This window comes from Bradyrhizobium sp. MOS002 (assembly GCF_003020115.1).
In the GTDB taxonomy this organism is placed as follows: domain Bacteria; phylum Pseudomonadota; class Alphaproteobacteria; order Rhizobiales; family Xanthobacteraceae; genus Bradyrhizobium.
Map to the genome: position 1 here is coordinate 451,121 of NZ_PYFX01000004.1, position 15,837 is coordinate 466,957.

Here is a 15,837-nt window from a genome sequence, read left to right on the forward strand (position 1 = left end):
AAGCCGCGAACGATAGAGGGGTGACATGGGTATGGAAAGGGGCTCGTTTGCCGCAAGGCATGATTTCGACGCGCTGCCGCTCAGTCCGGATGTCGACGTCCGTCGCGCCCAATTTTCCGAAATAGCTGCGCTGTCGCAGTTGGCGCACCGGCTGGTGCCGGGTGTCCGGATCGGGGCGGCTGAGCTTGAAAAATACTTCGCCTTCGATCCCGAGAGCATCCTGACTTTCAGCCGGAAGGGCAACCTCGTCGGCGGCATGGCCTTCCTGTTTCTCAACGATCGCGGGCATGATGCGCTGCTGCTCGACGAGATCTGCCTCACCGCGCCGGAGACGCGCCATCTCGCCTCCGCGAAGGAAGACGTTTCCGCCATCTACATCTGGGCGATCGCGGCGACAGGGCGCGGCGTCGCCGGTCTCGGCAAGGCCGCGGCTCATCTTAGACAGCTAAGGTTTCGCAACGCGAATTGCTATGCGCAGCCGTCAACCGTGGCCGGACGCGATATCATGAAGGCGACAGGCTTCGAGCCCATTCCAAGCTTCCAACCCGACCTCTGGTGCTACGAGCGGCCCTGGCATCGGCAGCCGATGCGCATGCCGGGCGCGATCATCCAAGCAAGGAGTTTTGCAGATGCACGGTACTAGGATTCCTCTCGCGAAGCCGGATTCCCGCGCTATCAGCATTCGCCTCGCACGCGATCTCAGCGACCTCATGCTGGTCACCTCGATCCGCTCGGCCGTCTACCTCGCCGAGCAGGATTGCCCGTTCGATGAGGAGTTCGACGGCAACGACATGGTTGCCGCGCATTTCATCGGCTATGTCGGCAACGAGCCTGCGGGCTGTCTGCGGGTGCGGTTCTTCGGTGATTTCGCCAAGGTGGAACGGCTTGCGGTGCGGCACCAATATCGGCGCTCGCGCGTCTCGTTCAAGCTGGTACAGGCGAGCGTCGACTACGTGAAGCGCAAGGGCTTTCGTAAGATCTACGGCCAGGCGCAGGATCGGCTGGTCGATTTCTGGGCCCATTTCGGCGCCAAGCCGCTCGGCCACAATCGCAAGATCACCTTCTCCGACTTCTCCTACACGGAGATGCTGCTGGAGATCGAACCGGGCCCGGATGCCATTACGCTGGACAGCGATCCGTACGTGATCATCCGCCCCGAAGGGGATTGGGACCGGCCGGGCGTGCTCGACGCCTCGGCTGGACGGGCCGTGACGTCGCCGCTGCGGGACGTCGCGCTCGCTGGCCGTTGAAACTGGTGCAGCTGCGCGCAAAACCATGCTGGTTTCCATTACCGACGATCCGCCGATCCTGGTCTGCGCGGATCTCCAGGTCGAATATCTGACCCCCGGACGTCGCCATGTCATCCTCGACGGCGAGGCTGCCACGGCGCGCTGCGTGGAACTGCTGACGCTGTGGCGCGACAATCTCTGGCCGGTGATGCATCTGAAGCGCATCGCGCAGGCGGCCTGGTTCAATCCGGCATCCAGGCTGACCGATTGGATCGCGGAGGCGAAGCCGCGGCCGGGAGAAATGACGTTCGAGCACCCGCTGCCGTCGGCCTACAGTTCGTCGCGGTTTGTGGACTACATGTCCAATATCCGCAATGTCCGTTGCGTGCTCGCGGGCTTTTCCTTCGACGAAACCGTCTTGGCAACCGCTATCGACGGGTTTCACCGCAGTCATCGCTACCAGGTGGTGGCCGACGCGGTCGCCTGCCGGCAGCCGGGGACAGGCGATGCTGCCGCCTACAAGCATGCGGTAGTGAATGTGATCGGGAATTTTGCTACAATCCAGTCCAGCGCCGAACTGATCAGAACCAGCGGCGCCGTTGCGGTGTAGCGGCCGCGATCGACGGATGGAGTGGGACATTGTCACGGGGAGATCAGCTCGAGGAGCTGGCAAGCGACCTGTCGCGTGCCGCCGAGGCGGCGCGCCGTCTCGGTCTGCCCACGACGGTGTATCTGCTCTCGATGGCGCTGGTGGAGGTGCGGGAAGCCGCCGCCGCCGATAATGATGGGAATGACGACGGCGCGGCGTGACAGCTGCCCGATGTGCGGCTTTGTGCAACGCTGCTGAGCGCTTGCTGCCGACGAATTGACGTTGCAAGTTCTGCGTGGTGGCAATAGCCAAGGAGCTGGATCATCGAGTGATGACGCTGGCCGCGCCGGCGACGTGACGCTTTCAAGGATGCCTGCAAATGTCCATGCTGCCCAATTCGCAAGAGGCCCGGGATGTGGCCTATCAGCTCCATCCCTACACCAACGCGCGCGCCCATCAGCAGGCCGGTCCCCTGGTGATCGAACGCGGCGAGGGCCCTTACGTGTTCGACGCTTCGGGCAAGCGCTATTTCGAGGCGATGGCGGGCCTCTGGAGCGTCGGGCTCGGCTTCAACGAGAAGCGGCTGGTCGACGCCGCGCACAAGCAGATGCTGGCGCTGCCATTTTATCACACCTTCTCCGCGAAATCGCACGGGCCCTCGATCGATCTCGCCGAGAAGCTGGTCGCGCTTGCGCCAGTGCCGATGAGCAAGGTGTTCTTCACCAACTCGGGCTCGGAGGCCAACGACACCGTCCTGAAGTTGATCGCCTATCGCTCCAACGCGCTCGGCCAGCCGCAGCGCAAGAAGGTGATCAGTCGGATGCGCGCCTATCATGGCGTCACCATCGCGTCCGCCAGCCTCACCGGCCTGCCGAACAACCACCGCTCTTTCGACTTGCCGCTCCCGAACATCCTGCACACGGGCTCGCCGCATTTCTACAAGGACGGCGCGCCCGGCGAGAGCGAGGAAGCCTTCGCGACGCGGCGAGCCGAGGAGCTCGATGCGCTGATCCAGAAGGAAGGCCCGGACACGATCGCGGCGTTCTTCGGCGAGCCGGTGATGGGTGCTGGCGGCGTCATCGTGCCGCCGGCGACCTATTGGGACAAGATCCAGAAGGTTTTGAACAAGTACGACATCCTGTTGGTCGCCGACGAGGTCATCTGCGGCTTCGGTCGCACCGGCAAGATGTTCGGCTGCGAAACCTACGGCATCAAGCCCGACGCGATCGTGGTCTCCAAGCAGATCACCTCGAGCTATTTCCCGCTGTCGGCCATCATAATGAACGATCGCATGTTCGAGCCGATCGCCGATGAGAGCAACAAGATCGGCGTGCTCGGCCACGGCTTCACCGCGGGCGGCCATCCGGTCGGTTCGGCGATTGCGCTGGAGAATTTGAAAATCATCGAGGAGCGGGGCCTGGTCGCGCACGCCGCCGAGCTCGGTGGCTACATGCAAGGCAAGCTGCGTGAGCTCACCAGCCATCCGCTGGTCGGCGAGGTCCGCGGTGTCGGCATGATTGCAGCGATCGAACTGGTGCTGGACAAGGCGCGCAAGACCGCGGCGGCAACGCCGGGCGCCGTCGGCGGCATGGCCAGTCGCATGCTGCAGGAGCGCGGCGTGATCTCGCGCAACATGCTCGACGCCATCGCCATCTGCCCGCCGCTGATTGTCACCAAAGCCCAGATCGACGAGCTGGTCGCGGCAATATCGGGCGTGCTGGACGACATGAAGCCGGAAGTGGCCAAGCTGACGCCAGCGTAAGGGACGGCGCCTCGCCTGGGCCTCGGTCTATCCCCGTCATCCTGAGGTGGCCGCTTCTTCGGCGGCCCTCGAAGGGCGACGGCCCGGCTGTCGCAGCGGGGTCGCTCATCCTTCGAGGCTCCCCGTGCGATGCTTCGCACCGCACGCCTCGCGCCTCAGGATGACGGTGTGGTTGTTGGTATCGCGGCTCGTTCCGCTCGCTGAACCCCGATCACGCGGCCTTTCTCGACCGCCAGTGCCAGCTCGCCGCGCTTCAGTTTCAGTGCGGCCTCGCCGAACAGCTCGCGGCGCCATCCGCGTAGCGCCGGCACGTCGGCGTCGTCGTCGGCCGCGATCTCCTCGAGATCGTCGACGGTCGCAATCACCTTGCTGGCGACCGCGTGGCGCTCCGCGGTCATGCGGAGCAGCACCTTCAACAGCTCGACGATCGCGGCGCCATTGTTATTGTTCCGCGGCTTTTCCAGCTTCGGCAGCGTGGCGTGATCTCGCGCCAGCCCTCGCTCGACCGCGGCGACGATGTCGGCGCCCCATTTGGATTTCTCAAAACCCTTCGGCACGGAGCGCAGGTTTGCGAGCTTCTCGATCGTGTTCGGCGCGTGGGTCGCGATGTCGCTGACGGCTTCGTCGCGCAGCACGCGGCCGCGCGGCACGTCGCGGCTCTGCGCCTCCTGTTCGCGCCAGGCGGCGACCTCCATCAGGACTGCGAGGTCCTTGGGCTTGCGCACCCGCGTCTTGAGCCGTTCCCAGGCGCGCTCGGGGTGGAAGTCGTAGGTCTTGGGCGAGGTCAGGACCTCCATCTCGATCGAGACCCATTCGCTGCGCCGGCGCTTCTTGAGGTCGGCATCGAGCGCTGCGAACACGTCGCGCAGATGCGTGACGTCGGACACGGCGTAGTGCATCTGCTCCTTGGTCAGCGGCCGGCGCGACCAGTCGGTGAAGCGGTGGGTCTTGTCCGGGCGGTGGCCCGTGACCTTCTCGACCAGCGCGTCGTAGGCGATGCTGTCGCCATAGCCGAGCACCATGGCCGCGACCTGGGTGTCGAACACCGGGTGCGGGATGATGCCCGCTTGGTGCCAGATGATCTCGATGTCCTGCCGGGCGGCGTGGAACACCTTCAGCACGGCCTCATTGGCCATCAGCTCGAAGAACGGCTTGAGATCGATGCCCGCGGCCAGGGTGTCGATGACGATCGCTTCCTCGGCGCTGGCCATCTGCACCACGCACAGCAGCGGGTAATAGGTGGTCTCGCGCAGGAACTCGGTATCGACGGTAATGACGGGGTGCTTGGCCAGCCGGCTGCAGGCAGCCGCAAGGTCAGCGGTGGTGGTAATCAAATCCATGAACGGCCCATGACACGTATATCAGCCGTTCTGCCGAAAGCGCTGTGATGTCAAGGGGCTCGAAGCAAATTCGAGCCTTGCATTTGGGCCGGAATCGCATTTTCCGACGAAAGTCCTATTCGTAGCGGACCCGCCGGGAGGGTTTGCGCGCGCAAGGCAGCGCCACCACGACCACGCACATGGCGACCAGCGCCAGCCCCAGGAACTCGAAAACCAACAGATCCACGGCAAAATCCCCCAGCAACATTGCTAAACTTGTCCGGGGCGAATTGAGGGTCTGTTAATTCTCGTGGTTACCGGCGGCGGGCCGGGCCGGATGGTGGACGCGGGGTTAACGGGCGCGCCATTCGATGCAGCGCCGCGGCATCCGGCGTCATGTCATGAGCTTCGGCAGGGCGGCCGCCAAGGCGTCCACGGCGACGCGAACTTTCAGCGGCATCCGGGGCGAGCGTGGCCAGAGCGCGTGACAGTCGTAGAGAAATCCCGGCTGACCGCTCAACAGATTGATGAGTGTACCGGCGCGTAGGCGTTCGCGGACCAGCCAGTATGGCAGCCAGGCCAGTCCCATCCCCTTTGTAGCGGCGCCCGCAATCGCATCGAGATCGTCGAGCCTGAGCCTTCCCGCCGGCATGATTTCGCTCGGAGGCTGGCCCTCGCGGGGAAACAGCCACGGCCGGACGCGTCCGGAGCGGCGATAGATGATCGCCTGATGCTGGGCGAGTTCGTCGAGCGATTTCGGCTTGCCGTTGGCGCGCAGATAGGCGCGCGAACCGCACACCACCATGCGTTGGCTGGCGATGCGCCGCGTCATCAGGCCGGATTGATCGTGTAGATCGCCGGTCCGGATCGCAAGATCATAGCGGCCCTCGATGATGTTAGCGATCGGGTCGCCGAACGAGAGATCGAGCTCCAGATGGGGATATCGTCGCGCGAGCTTCATCAGCAAGGGGGCGATGCAGTGGCGACCCAGCAGGGCGGGCATGGTCACGCGGAGCCGGCCACGCGGCTCGGAAAGCTCCTCGGCAACGACCGCGTCGGCGGCTTCGGCTTCGCTGATCACCGTGCGGCAGCGCTCGTAATAGGCTTGGCCTGTCTCGGTCAGGCTCTGGCGCCGTGTGGTGCGGTTGAGGAGGCGGACGCCCAGGCGCTCCTCGAGAAAACGAACGTGCTTGCCGACCATTGGCCCCGACATTTCGAGCGCATCGGCGGCAGCGGCGAACGAGCCGAGATCAACCGCTTTGACGAAGACGGCCATGCTGGTCAGGCGGTCCATGATTGCAAACTCCTGGTTTCGACTGTTCGGCCGTTTGGACGCTTTATCCGCTGCCCCGCGGTTGGCATAGCTCCATTCAGTTCAATTTTTTTGGAGTGTATCCATGGCGCGCGTCGTTCGCTTCCACAGGCATGGTGGCCCCGACGTGCTGCGCATCGAGACCATCAACGTCGCGCCGCCGGGGAGGCGCGAGGTGCAGATCAGGGTCAAGGCCCTCGGGCTCAATCGCGCGGAAGCGCTCTTGCGGACGGGGACCTATATCGAGACAGCGACGTTTCCGTCCGGCCTTGGTCTCGAGGCAGCCGGCATCGTCGAGACGATCGGCGAAGGCGTGAGCGGCTTTTCGCCGGGCGAGGCCGTCAGCATCGTGCCGCCCGTGTCGATGGTGCGATGGCCCGCCTATGGCGAGCTCGTCACGTTTCCGGCCGAGTTCGTCGTGAAGCACCCGCCCGAGCTCGGCTTCGACGCGGCGGCCGCGGTATGGATGCAATATCTGACAGCGTTCGGCGCTCTGGTCGATATTGCTGGGCTGGAGCAAGGGGAGGCCGTAGTCATCACCGTGGCGTCGAGCAGCGTCGGGCTTGCAGCGATCCAGATCGCGAACCGGATCGGTGCGATCCCGATTGCAGTGACCCGAACCTCGTTCAAGCGGCAGGCCTTGCGCGATGCTGGCGCGGCCGACGTCATCGTGTCGGCGGAAGAGGACATCCGGTCACGGCTGCAGGACATCGTCGGCTCGAACGGCGTTCGTGTGGTGTTCGACGCGGTCGGGGGCCCCATATTTGAGCCGCTCACCGCCGCGATGTCGCCGGGTGGCATTCTCATCGAATATGGCGGCCTGAGCCCCGAGCCCACGCCGTTTCCGCTGGTCAACGTCCTGACCAAGAGCCTGATGCTGCGCGGCTATCTCGTGCACGAGATCATCCGCGATCCCGCGCGGCTTGCCAAAGCAAAAGCGTTCATCCTCGACGGGTTATCGGGTGGTGCCTTGCGTCCGATCATCGCCAAAAGGTTTCGGTTTGAAGAGATCGTCGAGGCGCATCGCTTTCTGGAGTCAAACGAGCAGTTCGGCAAGATCGTGGTGACGATCTGAGATCGTGGTAACGATCTGAGATCGTCGTGACGATTCGAGCGTGCGCATCCCCGAAACGCATTCGGCGCCCCACATGGCGGAGCGCCGAATGTTGTTCGCGCGATGAGGCGGAGTGTTACGGCAGCTTCAGCGACGTCTCCGCATTGTACGGCTTCAGCGTCTCGTCCGCCGCCTTCTGGGCGGCAACGAGGGCCTCCTTCGGCTGCTTCTTGCCGTTGAGAACCAGCATCACCTCGTCCTCCAGCGTCTTGCGCACCGGCACGGTCTTGTAGGTCGCAAACCACGGTTTTGCGACGTCGAGCTGCTCGACGGCGGTCTTGGCGTCCGGGTTCTTGTTCAGGAATTCAACCATGTCAGGCGTCTTGTAAGCGGCCATGTTGGGAGCGAAATAGCCGGTGGCGCGGCTCCACCAGGCGCTCTTCTCGGGCGAGGTCATCCACTTGATCAGCGTCCAGGCGGCCTTCTGCTTGTCGGCGTCCTGGCCCGCGGGGACGATCAGCGAGGCGCCGCCGATCGGCACGGCGTTGCGGACGTTGCGCGGGATGAAGGCGACCTTGTAGGCGAACTTGGCGTTGTCGCGCACATAGGTCAGCGAGCCCGTCGAGAGCATCATCATCGCGGCGTTGCCGGAGATGAAGGAGGTGCTGACGGCAGGGCCGGGCGTCGCACCGGGCGGGTGAACCTTGTGCTTGGTGACGAGGTCGTTCCACCAGGTCAGCGCGCCCAGCATCGAGGGCGTGTCGTAATAGACCTCGCCGCCGAACTCCTCGTTGTAGTAGCGCCCGCCATTGGTCATGGTGAGCGTTTCCATCATCCAGCCGCAATAGTCGTAGGCGCAGGGGATGGCGATGCCCCATTGGGTGACCTTGTCGCCCTCGCGCTTGGTGAGCTTCTTGGCCCAATCGGTCAATTCAGCCCAGGTCTGCGGCGGCTTGCTCGGATCGAGGCCCGCTTCCTTGGCCTTGTCGGCGTTGATGTAGAGCAGCGGCGTCGAGTTGTGGAATGGCACGCCGTAGACCGAGCGGTTGATCACCGCGTTGCCCTGCAGCGCCGGAAAGAACTGGCCCAGAAACTGCTCCTTGGTGGTGCCGTCGGCGGCGATCAGGGGATCGAGGTTTGTAAGCTCGTTCTCGATCTGCATATCGAGCAGGAAGTTCGCCGACATGATCACGGCAGCCGGCGGCTTGCCGGCCTTGATCGAGGCGCGGGTCTTGATCAGCGTGTCGTCGTAAGAGCCGGTGTAGACGGCGGTCGCCTTGATGTTCGGATGTCCCTCGTTGAACTCCTTGATCAGGGTGCCCATGTCGCGGGCGAGCTTGCCGTCGACGGGAACGGGGAAGAACAGGTCGATCTCGGTCGGGCCTTCGGCCAGCGCCGGGAAGGCGAGGGCGCCTGCCAAAGTGCCTGCGATGGCAAGGCCAAGCATGAGCCTGCGGGAAAACAGCATCGAGAAATCTCCTATTTGATACCTGAGGTGACGAAAGAGCTGATGAAGCGTTTCTGGAAGATCAGGAAGGTGATGAGCAGCGGTGCGATCACCATCAGCGTGCCGGCGGCAATGGTGCCCCAGGCCTGCGTGCCTTCCGCGGTCGCGGTGAACACGGAGAGACCGACCGTGAGCGGCCGCTTGTCCGGCGAATTGATCACCATCAGCGGCCACAGGAAGTCGTTCCAGTGGCTGGTCACCGATATGATTGCGAAGGCCGAGAAGCTCGGCATCGACAGCGGCACGTAGATGTGGCGGATGCGCTGGAGCAGACTGGCGCCGTCGATCAGGGCGGCGTCTTCCAGCTCGGTCGGTATCGCCTCGAAGGCCTGGCGCATCAGGAAGGTGCCGAAGGCGGAAGCGAAGAACGGCATCATCACGCCGGTGAGCGTGTCGTAGAGGCCGAGCTGCGCCACCAGGCTCAAATTGGGCACGATCAGCAGCACCGGGACCAGCATCAGCTGCATCAGGAACAGATAGAAGATCAGCGATTTTCCGGTGAAGTCGAGCCGGGCAAAGGCAAAGCCCGCCAGCGTGATCGTGACGACCTGCACCAGGAGGATGCCGGTGCAGATGATGACGGTGTTGAGGGCGTAACGCGGGAAATCGCCGATCTCCCACGCGTCCCTGACGTTGTCGAGCGTCGGCTTCAGGCTCGGCATCAGCTCGGCCATCAGATTGATGCCGTCGGATGCCGGGCGCAACGTCGCCACGCCCATCCACAGGAACGGGATCAGCCAGACGACCGCGAGCAGCACGGTCAGCGCAAAGCCGAGCTTTGGCGTGATCTCGCGGCGCGTGGCGAGCGGGGCGTCCTTGAGCAGCCAGTCGATCAGCTTCATCCGCCGCCCTCCCGATTTGCCATCGTCCGGAAGGAGAGCGCGGTGAGGCCCATCAGCGCGGCGAGCGTCAGCAGCGTCGCCGCCGAGGCCTTGCCGATGTCGTAGTGCTCGACCGCTTGCTGGTAGATGTAGAACAGCACGAGATTGGTCGCGTTGGACGGCCCGCCCTTGGTCATGACGAAGACATGGTCGACCTGCGTGACCGCGTTGAGCGTGGCGATGACCGTGACGAACAGGAAGGTGGGTTTGAGCTCGGGCAGGATGATATGGCGCAGCCGCTGGTACGGCCCGGCGCCGTCGAGATGGGCCGCTTCCATCACGTCTTCCGGCACCGCCTGGAGACCGGCCAGGAAGAACAGCATGTAGTAGCCGGCGTTCTTCCAGATCGTGATGACCATGATCGCATAAAGCGCGATGTCGGAATCGCCGAGCCAGTTCGGCAGCACCGGAAGGAAGCTGCCGATGTAATAGTCGAGCAGCCCGACATTGGGCAGGAAGATGAAGAGGAACAGCGCGGAGGCCGCGACCATCGGGATCAGCACCGGCAGGAACAGTGCGGCGCGCAGCGCGCTGGTCACGGCGTTGGTGCGTGACAGCGCGAGCGCAAACAATAGTGCAAGGGCGATGCTCGGAACCGCGGTGCCGACGGCATAGACGAGATTGTTGACGACCGCACCGGTGAAGGCGGAGTCCGTAAGCACCGCTGCGATGTTGTCGAGACCGGCGAAACGGACCGGCGCCCTGGGCGTGGCGCGCTGGTAGAGCGCGTCGACGAGGACGCGGCCCATCGCGCCATAGGTAAACAGCGTGAGGAAGACCAGCGAGGGCAGCAGCAGCAGATAGGCCGGCAGCGAGGCTTTGAAGCGGTTGGTGAACCGCTTCAGGACGTGCAGATGCGGTGCCGCCGAAGTCGCGACCGGGAGAGCCGCGGGTTCAGCAAGGCTCATGTCATCGCGCCGGGAAGTTAAGCGCATAGTCGCGGCCGTCCACTCCCGCCGGTGGCTCGAAGGGAAAGCGCAGACTGGTGTCGAGGAAGTCGTGGCTGTGCACGACCAGATTCTCCCCGTCGATCAGCACCACGCCGTAGGCCGGCGGCTCATGGCTGGCGAGATGCTCGGCCGCGGCAGCGTCGAGCTCGAACCAGACCTGGTGGTTGGTGCCGCGAAGCGTCGAGAACGGAATCATGCCGTAGCTGCCGAAGATCGGCCGGTGCACGTGGCCGAAGAACAGGTGGCGGATGCGCGAGCGGTAGGGCGCGATCACCTCGGCGAATTCGACGCTCTGTGCCAGCGAGATCTCGTCCATCGCATGGACGCCGACCGGGAACGGCGGATGATGCATGAACACGACGAACGGCATGTTCGCCGGCGCGGCGGCCAGCGTGCTTGCGAGCCAGCCGAGGCGCTTGTCGCACATCTCGCCGGCATGGCTGGTCTCGTCCAGCGTGTCGAGGAAGACGAACAGGCCGTGCTCGGTGGTCCGTGTGCCCTGCACGAAGCCGTTCGAATCGCGCGGCGCCGACTTCAGGTTATCGAGGCAGGTCACGCGGCGGTCGTGATTGCCGACCATGGCGATGTGAGGGATTTTGAGGGCCGACATCGCGTCTGCGAAATTGGCGTAGGATTCCGGCTCGCCCCAATGGGTGAGGTCGCCGGTCACGACCACAAAGGCGGCGTCGGTGTGATGCTTGTTGATGTCGGCAATCGCAGCGTCCAGCCGGGCGCGCGGGTCGAGGCCATACAGCTTCAGCCCGGGGTTCGCGAGATGCGTGTCGGTGATGTGGATGAATTTAAACGGCATGGCGCTTGTCAGGACTGTTGGAGGATGGGCGCCTCCGGCAAGACGACCTGACAGGCCGTTAGAGTGCGAGTGTTTCAGTTTGATGACAGCGGTTCCCGTGTCCACAAACGGTCGCGTCGTAGGGTGGATTAGCGCAGCGTAATCCACCACTGTAAGCCAACTTCAGGTTGTGTTATTCATGGTCAATGTCCGACTATCGCCGCGCATTCGTTCCCGGAGGATGCTGGTTCTTCACCGTGAATCTGCTCGATCGGCGGAAATCTCTTTTGACCGACCAGATCGAAGTCCTACGGGGTGGGGTCGCCGCAACGCGACGGAGCCATCCCTTCGAGATCGATGCTTTCGTCGTTCTGCCCGATCATCTCCACGCAATCTGGAGGCTGCCGCGCGGCGATGCCAACTTTTCGGTCCGCTGGAGGCTGATCAAGATGCGATTTGCCAAGGCTCTCCCAGCGAACGAGCGGCTGAGCGCGGTCCGTGCCGCACGGAATGAACGCGGCATTTGGCAGCGCCGCTTCTGGGAGCATCTGATCCGCGACGAGGCCGACTATGCGCGCCATGTCGAATATTGCTACTACAATCCCGTCAAGCACGGATATGCGTCGGCGGTGCGTGACTGGCCGTATTCGTCGTTTCACCGTGATGTGCGGGCTGGATTGTTTCCGGAGGATTGGGGCGGGGACGCTAGGATCGCAGGCGAGTTCGGTGAGCGGGCGTGACGGCAGCGTCACCTTGTAAGGTGGATTAGCGAAGCGTAATCCACCTCTTTACGTTCCTTCGGTCTGGCGAAATGGTGGATTACGCCTTCGGCTAATCCACCCTACGTACTGAGTTTGTCGCTACGTCCCGCAAAACGTCTGCAACACCCGCTGGTCCGGCAGCGGGGGATCGGCGTACGCCGCGTAGTCCGGCTGGGCCTCGAACGGTTTGGCCAAAACCTTCACCAGCTCCTCGAACGGCGCGTAGTCGTCATCGTGCACCGCCGCCTGGATCACGGCCTCGATGCGGTGGTTGCGCGGGATGAACATTGGGTTGACGGCATGCATGGCGGCTTGCCGTTCGGCTGCGCTCTGCGGTTCCAGGGTTGTGCGCTCGTGCCAGCGCCTGGCCCATTCGTCGAACGCCGCGGGGTCCATGAATTGCGCGCGTGCATCGTCGGCAGCCGGATCGCCAGCGGCGTCACCGAGTTTGCGGAAGGTGAGGGTGAAGTCGGCCTGGTTCTTGGCCATGGCATCCAGCAGGTCCTGGATTAGCGCGTCGTCGCCGTCGCGCTCCGTGAACAGGCCGATTTTCTTGCGCAGGCCCGCCTGATAGGCGTTGCTGAACGTATCGGAGAAGGCGCCGAGGATTTCCTGCGCCTGCTCGACCGCCTTCTCCTGCTCTTCGCCGAACAACGGCAAAAGGCATTCGGCCAGCCGGGTCAGATTCCACAGCGCGATGCGCGGCTGGTTGGCGTAGGCGTAGCGGCCCATCTCGTCGATTGAGGAAAACACCTGCGAAGGATTGTAGGCGTCCATGAAGGCGCACGGGCCGTAATCGATGGTCTCACCGGAGATCGAGCTGTTGTCGGTGTTCATCACGCCGTGGATGAAGCCGACCAGCAGCCAGCGTGCGACGAGCTCGGCCTGGCGTGCCACGACGCCGGCGAGCAGCGCGTGATAGGGGCGCTCGCTGCCGAGCAGCTCCGGATAGTGGCGGGCGATGACATGGTCGGCGAGCCTTCGGATCGCGTCGGTGTCGCGGCGGACGGCGAAGAACTGGAAGGTGCCGACGCGGATGTGGCTCGAGGCGACGCGGGTCAGCACTGCGCCTGGCAGCGCGGTCTCGCGGATGACATGCTCGCCGGTGACGACGGCGGCGAGCGAGCGCGTGGTCGGAATGCCGAGGGCGAACATCGCCTCGCTGACGACGTATTCGCGCAGCACCGGCCCGAGCGCGGCACGGCCGTCGCCGCGGCGGGAGAACGGGGTGGGCCCCGATCCCTTGAGCTGGATGTCGCGGCGGATGCCGTCCTTGTCGATGACTTCGCCGAGCAGGACCGCCCGTCCGTCGCCGAGCTGTGGGACGAATTGCCCGAATTGGTGGCCGGCATAGGCCATGGCGATGGGATCGGCGCCGGCCGGAACCGTCTTGCCGGCCAGGATTTCGGCGCCCTCGGGGGTCTCCAGCACATCAGGATCGAGTCCGAGCTGGACCGCCAGCGGCCGGTTCAGCTTGATCAGCCGTGGGGCTGCGACCGGGGTCGGCGCGACCCGGGCGAAAAAGCTGTCCGGCAGCGCCGAATAGGAGTTCTGGAACGGGAAATGGACTGTCATGGCTTCAAGATAGGCGTGGAACGCCTGATGGCAAAGGCTTGAGCCCAGATTGGGCAAAAATGGGCCCTTCCAGCCGAAAACGAGCCGTTCCCTTGGTTGCCGCCTTGGTCCTCCCGAGGTAAACCCTGCCGCAACTTCGGACCGGCCGTTTCAGGCCGTCCGATTCGTTTCCTCCGACATCGAATTTGGGACGACCATGCATCGCTACCGGTCACATACATGCGGCGCGCTCCGCGAGGGCAACATCGGCGAGACAGTTCGCCTCTCGGGCTGGGTCCATCGCGTTCGCGACCATGGCGGCGTGCTGTTCATCGATCTGCGCGACCATTACGGCCTGACCCAGTGCGTGGTCGATCCGGACTCGCCGGCGTTTTCGCAGGCCGAAAAGCTGCGCTCGGAATTCGTGGTGAGGATGGACGGCAAGGCCCGTCGCCGTCCCGAAGGCACCGACAATGACGATTTGCCGACCGGCAAGATCGAGATCTATGTCAGCGAGATCGAGGTGCTGGGCCCGGCCGGCGATTTGCCGCTGCCGGTGTTCGGCGACCAGGAATATCCGGAAGACATCCGCCTGAAGTACCGCTTCCTCGATTTGCGCCGCGAGAAGCTGCACCAGAACATCATGACGCGCGTCGAAATCATCAAGTCGATGCGCCGGCGCATGGAGGGGCAGGGCTTCTTCGAGTTCAACACCCCGATCCTGACCGCGTCCTCGCCGGAGGGCGCGCGCGACTTCCTGGTGCCGTCGCGCATCCATCCCGGCAAGTTCTACGCGCTGCCGCAGGCGCCGCAGCAGTACAAGCAGCTCTTGATGATGTCGGGCTTCGATCGCTACTTCCAGATCGCGCCCTGTTTCCGCGACGAGGACCCGCGCGCCGATCGTCTGCCGGGCGAGTTCTACCAGCTCGACGTCGAAATGAGTTTTGTGACTCAAGAGGACGTCTTCTCGGCTATGGAGCCCGTCATCACGGGCGTGTTCGAGGAGTTCGCCAAGGGCAAGCCGGTGACCAAGGGCTGGCGCCGGATTCCGTTCGCCGAGGCGCTGCGCAAATACGGCTCCGACAAGCCGGACCTGCGCAACCCCATCGAGATGCAGGACGTCTCCGAACACTTCCGCGGCTCCGGCTTCAAGGTGTTCGCGCGCATGTTGGAGGACCCCAAGAACCAGGTCTGGGCGATCCCGGCGCCGGGTGGCGGCTCGCGCGCCTTCTGCGACCGCATGAATTCATGGGCGCAGGGCGAGGGACAGCCGGGCCTCGGCTACATCATGTGGCGCGAGGGCGGCGAGGGCGCCGGTCCGCTCGCCAACAACATCGGTGCTGAGCGCACAGCCGCGATCCGCGCGCAGATCGGCGTGAAGGAAGGCGATGCCGCCTTCTTCGTCGCCGGCGATCCCGACAAGTTCTGGAAATTTTCAGGGTTGGCTCGCAACAAGATCGGCGAGGAGTTGAACCTCACCGACAAGGAGCGGTTCGAACTGGCCTGGATCGTCGACTTCCCGATGTATGAGTACAACGACGAGGACAAGAAGGTCGACTTCTCGCACAACCCGTTCTCGATGCCGCAGGGCGGTCTCGATGCCTTGAAGGGCCAGGACCCGCTGACCATCAAGGCGTTCCAGTACGACATCACCTGCAACGGCTACGAGATCGCCTCGGGCGGCATCCGCAACCACGTGCCGGAAGCGATGGTGAAGGCGTTCGAGATCGCGGGTTACGGCGAGCAGGAAGTCGTCGATCGCTTCGGCGGCATGTACCGTGCCTTCCAGTACGGCGCGCCGCCGCATGGCGGCATGGCGGCCGGTGTCGACCGCATCGTCATGCTCTTGTGCGGCACCAACAATCTGCGCGAGATCTCGCTGTTCCCGATGAACCAGCAGGCCATGGACCTGCTGATGGGCGCGCCCTCGGACGCCACCCCCAAGCAGCTCCGCGAGCTGCATGTGAAGGTGAATTTGCCGCAGAAGTGAGGCTGTCTCCACAGCGTCATTGCGAGCGTAGCGAAGCAATCCAGAATCTTTCCGCGGAGGGACTCTGGATTGCTTCGCTTCGCTCGCAATGACGGGGAGGGATTTTCGCCGGTCCAATTGCCATCCCCCGCGCGCAGCG

General features: G+C 64.0%; 16 protein-coding genes. 8 read left to right on the forward strand and 8 right to left on the reverse strand.

Annotated features, from left to right (window positions below):
- Window positions 1–25 precede the first annotated feature (25 nt).
- From C7G41_RS15080 to C7G41_RS15095, 5 genes are all read left to right on the forward strand, one after another.
- Window positions 26–643: a hypothetical protein gene (locus C7G41_RS15080; protein ID WP_199198382.1), complete on the forward strand. Its 618-nt coding sequence runs from the start codon at window positions 26–28 to the stop codon at window positions 641–643.
- Complete coding sequence (locus tag C7G41_RS15085) at window positions 630–1,250, forward strand: GNAT family N-acetyltransferase (protein WP_106943308.1); 621 nt, start codon at window positions 630–632, stop codon at window positions 1,248–1,250. The genes C7G41_RS15080 and C7G41_RS15085 overlap by 14 nt, the downstream gene beginning before the upstream one ends.
- Window positions 1,251–1,275: 25 nt before the next feature.
- Window positions 1,276–1,839, forward strand: coding sequence for an isochorismatase family protein (locus C7G41_RS15090; protein ID WP_106943309.1), 564 nt, complete (start codon window positions 1,276–1,278; stop codon window positions 1,837–1,839).
- 29 nt (window positions 1,840–1,868) lie between these two features.
- The gene (locus C7G41_RS37790) at window positions 1,869–2,039 is read left to right on the forward strand and encodes a hypothetical protein (protein ID WP_199198383.1); all 171 of its coding nucleotides are present in this window, start codon (window positions 1,869–1,871) and stop codon (window positions 2,037–2,039) included.
- Window positions 2,040–2,197: 158 nt separating this feature from the next.
- A complete protein-coding gene (locus C7G41_RS15095; protein ID WP_106943310.1) occupies window positions 2,198–3,580 on the forward strand; it encodes an aspartate aminotransferase family protein in 1,383 nt (460 codons plus the stop codon).
- Between the two features lie 155 nt (window positions 3,581–3,735).
- Here the strand turns inward: C7G41_RS15095 and rnd are convergent, their stop codons facing one another.
- The 3 genes from rnd to C7G41_RS15105 form a co-directional block, all read right to left on the reverse strand.
- Window positions 3,736–4,920 (reverse strand): ribonuclease D, encoded by a 1,185-nt coding sequence (gene rnd / locus C7G41_RS15100; protein WP_106943311.1) that lies wholly within the window; start codon window positions 4,918–4,920, stop codon window positions 3,736–3,738.
- A gap of 115 nt (window positions 4,921–5,035) precedes the next feature.
- On the reverse strand, window positions 5,036–5,167 hold the full coding sequence (locus tag C7G41_RS38755; protein ID WP_018456287.1) for a hypothetical protein: 132 nt from the start codon (window positions 5,165–5,167) through the stop codon (window positions 5,036–5,038).
- Window positions 5,168–5,293: 126 nt separating this feature from the next.
- The gene (locus C7G41_RS15105) at window positions 5,294–6,193 is read right to left on the reverse strand and encodes a LysR family transcriptional regulator (protein WP_106943312.1); all 900 of its coding nucleotides are present in this window, start codon (window positions 6,191–6,193) and stop codon (window positions 5,294–5,296) included.
- 103 nt (window positions 6,194–6,296) lie between these two features.
- Between C7G41_RS15105 and C7G41_RS15110 the strand changes: the two genes are divergently transcribed.
- Window positions 6,297–7,286 carry a zinc-dependent alcohol dehydrogenase family protein gene (locus C7G41_RS15110; RefSeq protein WP_106943313.1) on the forward strand — a complete coding sequence of 330 codons (990 nt, stop codon included), beginning with the start codon at window positions 6,297–6,299 and terminating at the stop codon, window positions 7,284–7,286.
- 115 nt (window positions 7,287–7,401) lie between these two features.
- On the opposite strand, the gene C7G41_RS15115 is transcribed toward C7G41_RS15110, so the two are convergent.
- The 4 genes from C7G41_RS15115 to C7G41_RS15130 are packed head-to-tail and all read right to left on the reverse strand — an operon-like array spanning window position 7,402 to window position 11,414.
- Window positions 7,402–8,733, reverse strand: a complete 1,332-nt coding sequence (locus C7G41_RS15115) for an ABC transporter substrate-binding protein (protein WP_106943314.1) — start codon at window positions 8,731–8,733, stop codon at window positions 7,402–7,404.
- Window positions 8,734–8,744: 11 nt separating this feature from the next.
- Window positions 8,745–9,614, reverse strand: coding sequence for a carbohydrate ABC transporter permease (locus tag C7G41_RS15120; protein ID WP_106943315.1), 870 nt, complete (start codon window positions 9,612–9,614; stop codon window positions 8,745–8,747).
- Window positions 9,611–10,561 carry a carbohydrate ABC transporter permease gene (locus C7G41_RS15125; protein WP_199198384.1) on the reverse strand — a complete coding sequence of 317 codons (951 nt, stop codon included), beginning with the start codon at window positions 10,559–10,561 and terminating at the stop codon, window positions 9,611–9,613. Before C7G41_RS15125 ends, C7G41_RS15120 begins: the two co-directional genes overlap by 4 nt.
- Before the next feature lies 1 nt (window position 10,562).
- The gene (locus C7G41_RS15130) at window positions 10,563–11,414 is read right to left on the reverse strand and encodes a phosphodiesterase (protein ID WP_106943317.1); all 852 of its coding nucleotides are present in this window, start codon (window positions 11,412–11,414) and stop codon (window positions 10,563–10,565) included.
- 185 nt (window positions 11,415–11,599) lie between these two features.
- On the opposite strand from C7G41_RS15130, the gene C7G41_RS15135 reads away from it, so the two are divergent.
- Window positions 11,600–12,133: a transposase gene (locus tag C7G41_RS15135; protein WP_106943318.1), complete on the forward strand. Its 534-nt coding sequence runs from the start codon at window positions 11,600–11,602 to the stop codon at window positions 12,131–12,133.
- Window positions 12,134–12,253: 120 nt separating this feature from the next.
- Here the strand turns inward: C7G41_RS15135 and C7G41_RS15140 are convergent, their stop codons facing one another.
- On the reverse strand, window positions 12,254–13,729 hold the full coding sequence (locus tag C7G41_RS15140) for a YdiU family protein (protein ID WP_106943319.1): 1,476 nt from the start codon (window positions 13,727–13,729) through the stop codon (window positions 12,254–12,256).
- Between the two features lie 196 nt (window positions 13,730–13,925).
- Between C7G41_RS15140 and aspS the strand changes: the two genes are divergently transcribed.
- On the forward strand, window positions 13,926–15,698 hold the full coding sequence (gene aspS, locus C7G41_RS15145) for an aspartate--tRNA ligase (RefSeq protein ID WP_106943320.1): 1,773 nt from the start codon (window positions 13,926–13,928) through the stop codon (window positions 15,696–15,698).
- Window positions 15,699–15,837 lie beyond the last annotated feature (139 nt).

What these genes read in the sequence shown, in the direction of transcription:
- C7G41_RS15090 (WP_106943309.1), top strand. Translation starts at nt 1,276, where the DNA reads ATGCTGGTTTCCATTACCGACGATCCGCCGATCCTGGTCTGCGCGGAT.
- C7G41_RS15095 (WP_106943310.1), top strand. Translation starts at nt 2,198, where the DNA reads ATGTCCATGCTGCCCAATTCGCAAGAGGCCCGGGATGTGGCCTATCAG.
- C7G41_RS38755 (WP_018456287.1), bottom strand. Translation starts at nt 5,167, where the DNA reads ATGTTGCTGGGGGATTTTGCCGTGGATCTGTTGGTTTTCGAGTTCCTG.
- C7G41_RS15110 (WP_106943313.1), top strand. Translation starts at nt 6,297, where the DNA reads ATGGCGCGCGTCGTTCGCTTCCACAGGCATGGTGGCCCCGACGTGCTG.
- C7G41_RS15140 (WP_106943319.1), bottom strand. Translation starts at nt 13,729, where the DNA reads ATGACAGTCCATTTCCCGTTCCAGAACTCCTATTCGGCGCTGCCGGAC.
- C7G41_RS15115 (WP_106943314.1), bottom strand. Translation starts at nt 8,733, where the DNA reads ATGCTGTTTTCCCGCAGGCTCATGCTTGGCCTTGCCATCGCAGGCACT.
- C7G41_RS15130 (WP_106943317.1), bottom strand. Translation starts at nt 11,414, where the DNA reads ATGCCGTTTAAATTCATCCACATCACCGACACGCATCTCGCGAACCCC.
- C7G41_RS15085 (WP_106943308.1), top strand. Translation starts at nt 630, where the DNA reads ATGCACGGTACTAGGATTCCTCTCGCGAAGCCGGATTCCCGCGCTATC.
- C7G41_RS15105 (WP_106943312.1), bottom strand. Translation starts at nt 6,193, where the DNA reads ATGGACCGCCTGACCAGCATGGCCGTCTTCGTCAAAGCGGTTGATCTC.
- C7G41_RS15125 (WP_199198384.1), bottom strand. Translation starts at nt 10,561, where the DNA reads ATGAGCCTTGCTGAACCCGCGGCTCTCCCGGTCGCGACTTCGGCGGCA.
- aspS (WP_106943320.1), top strand. Translation starts at nt 13,926, where the DNA reads ATGCATCGCTACCGGTCACATACATGCGGCGCGCTCCGCGAGGGCAAC.
- C7G41_RS15080 (WP_199198382.1), top strand. Translation starts at nt 26, where the DNA reads ATGGGTATGGAAAGGGGCTCGTTTGCCGCAAGGCATGATTTCGACGCG.
- C7G41_RS15135 (WP_106943318.1), top strand. Translation starts at nt 11,600, where the DNA reads ATGTCCGACTATCGCCGCGCATTCGTTCCCGGAGGATGCTGGTTCTTC.
- rnd (WP_106943311.1), bottom strand. Translation starts at nt 4,920, where the DNA reads ATGGATTTGATTACCACCACCGCTGACCTTGCGGCTGCCTGCAGCCGG.
- C7G41_RS15120 (WP_106943315.1), bottom strand. Translation starts at nt 9,614, where the DNA reads ATGAAGCTGATCGACTGGCTGCTCAAGGACGCCCCGCTCGCCACGCGC.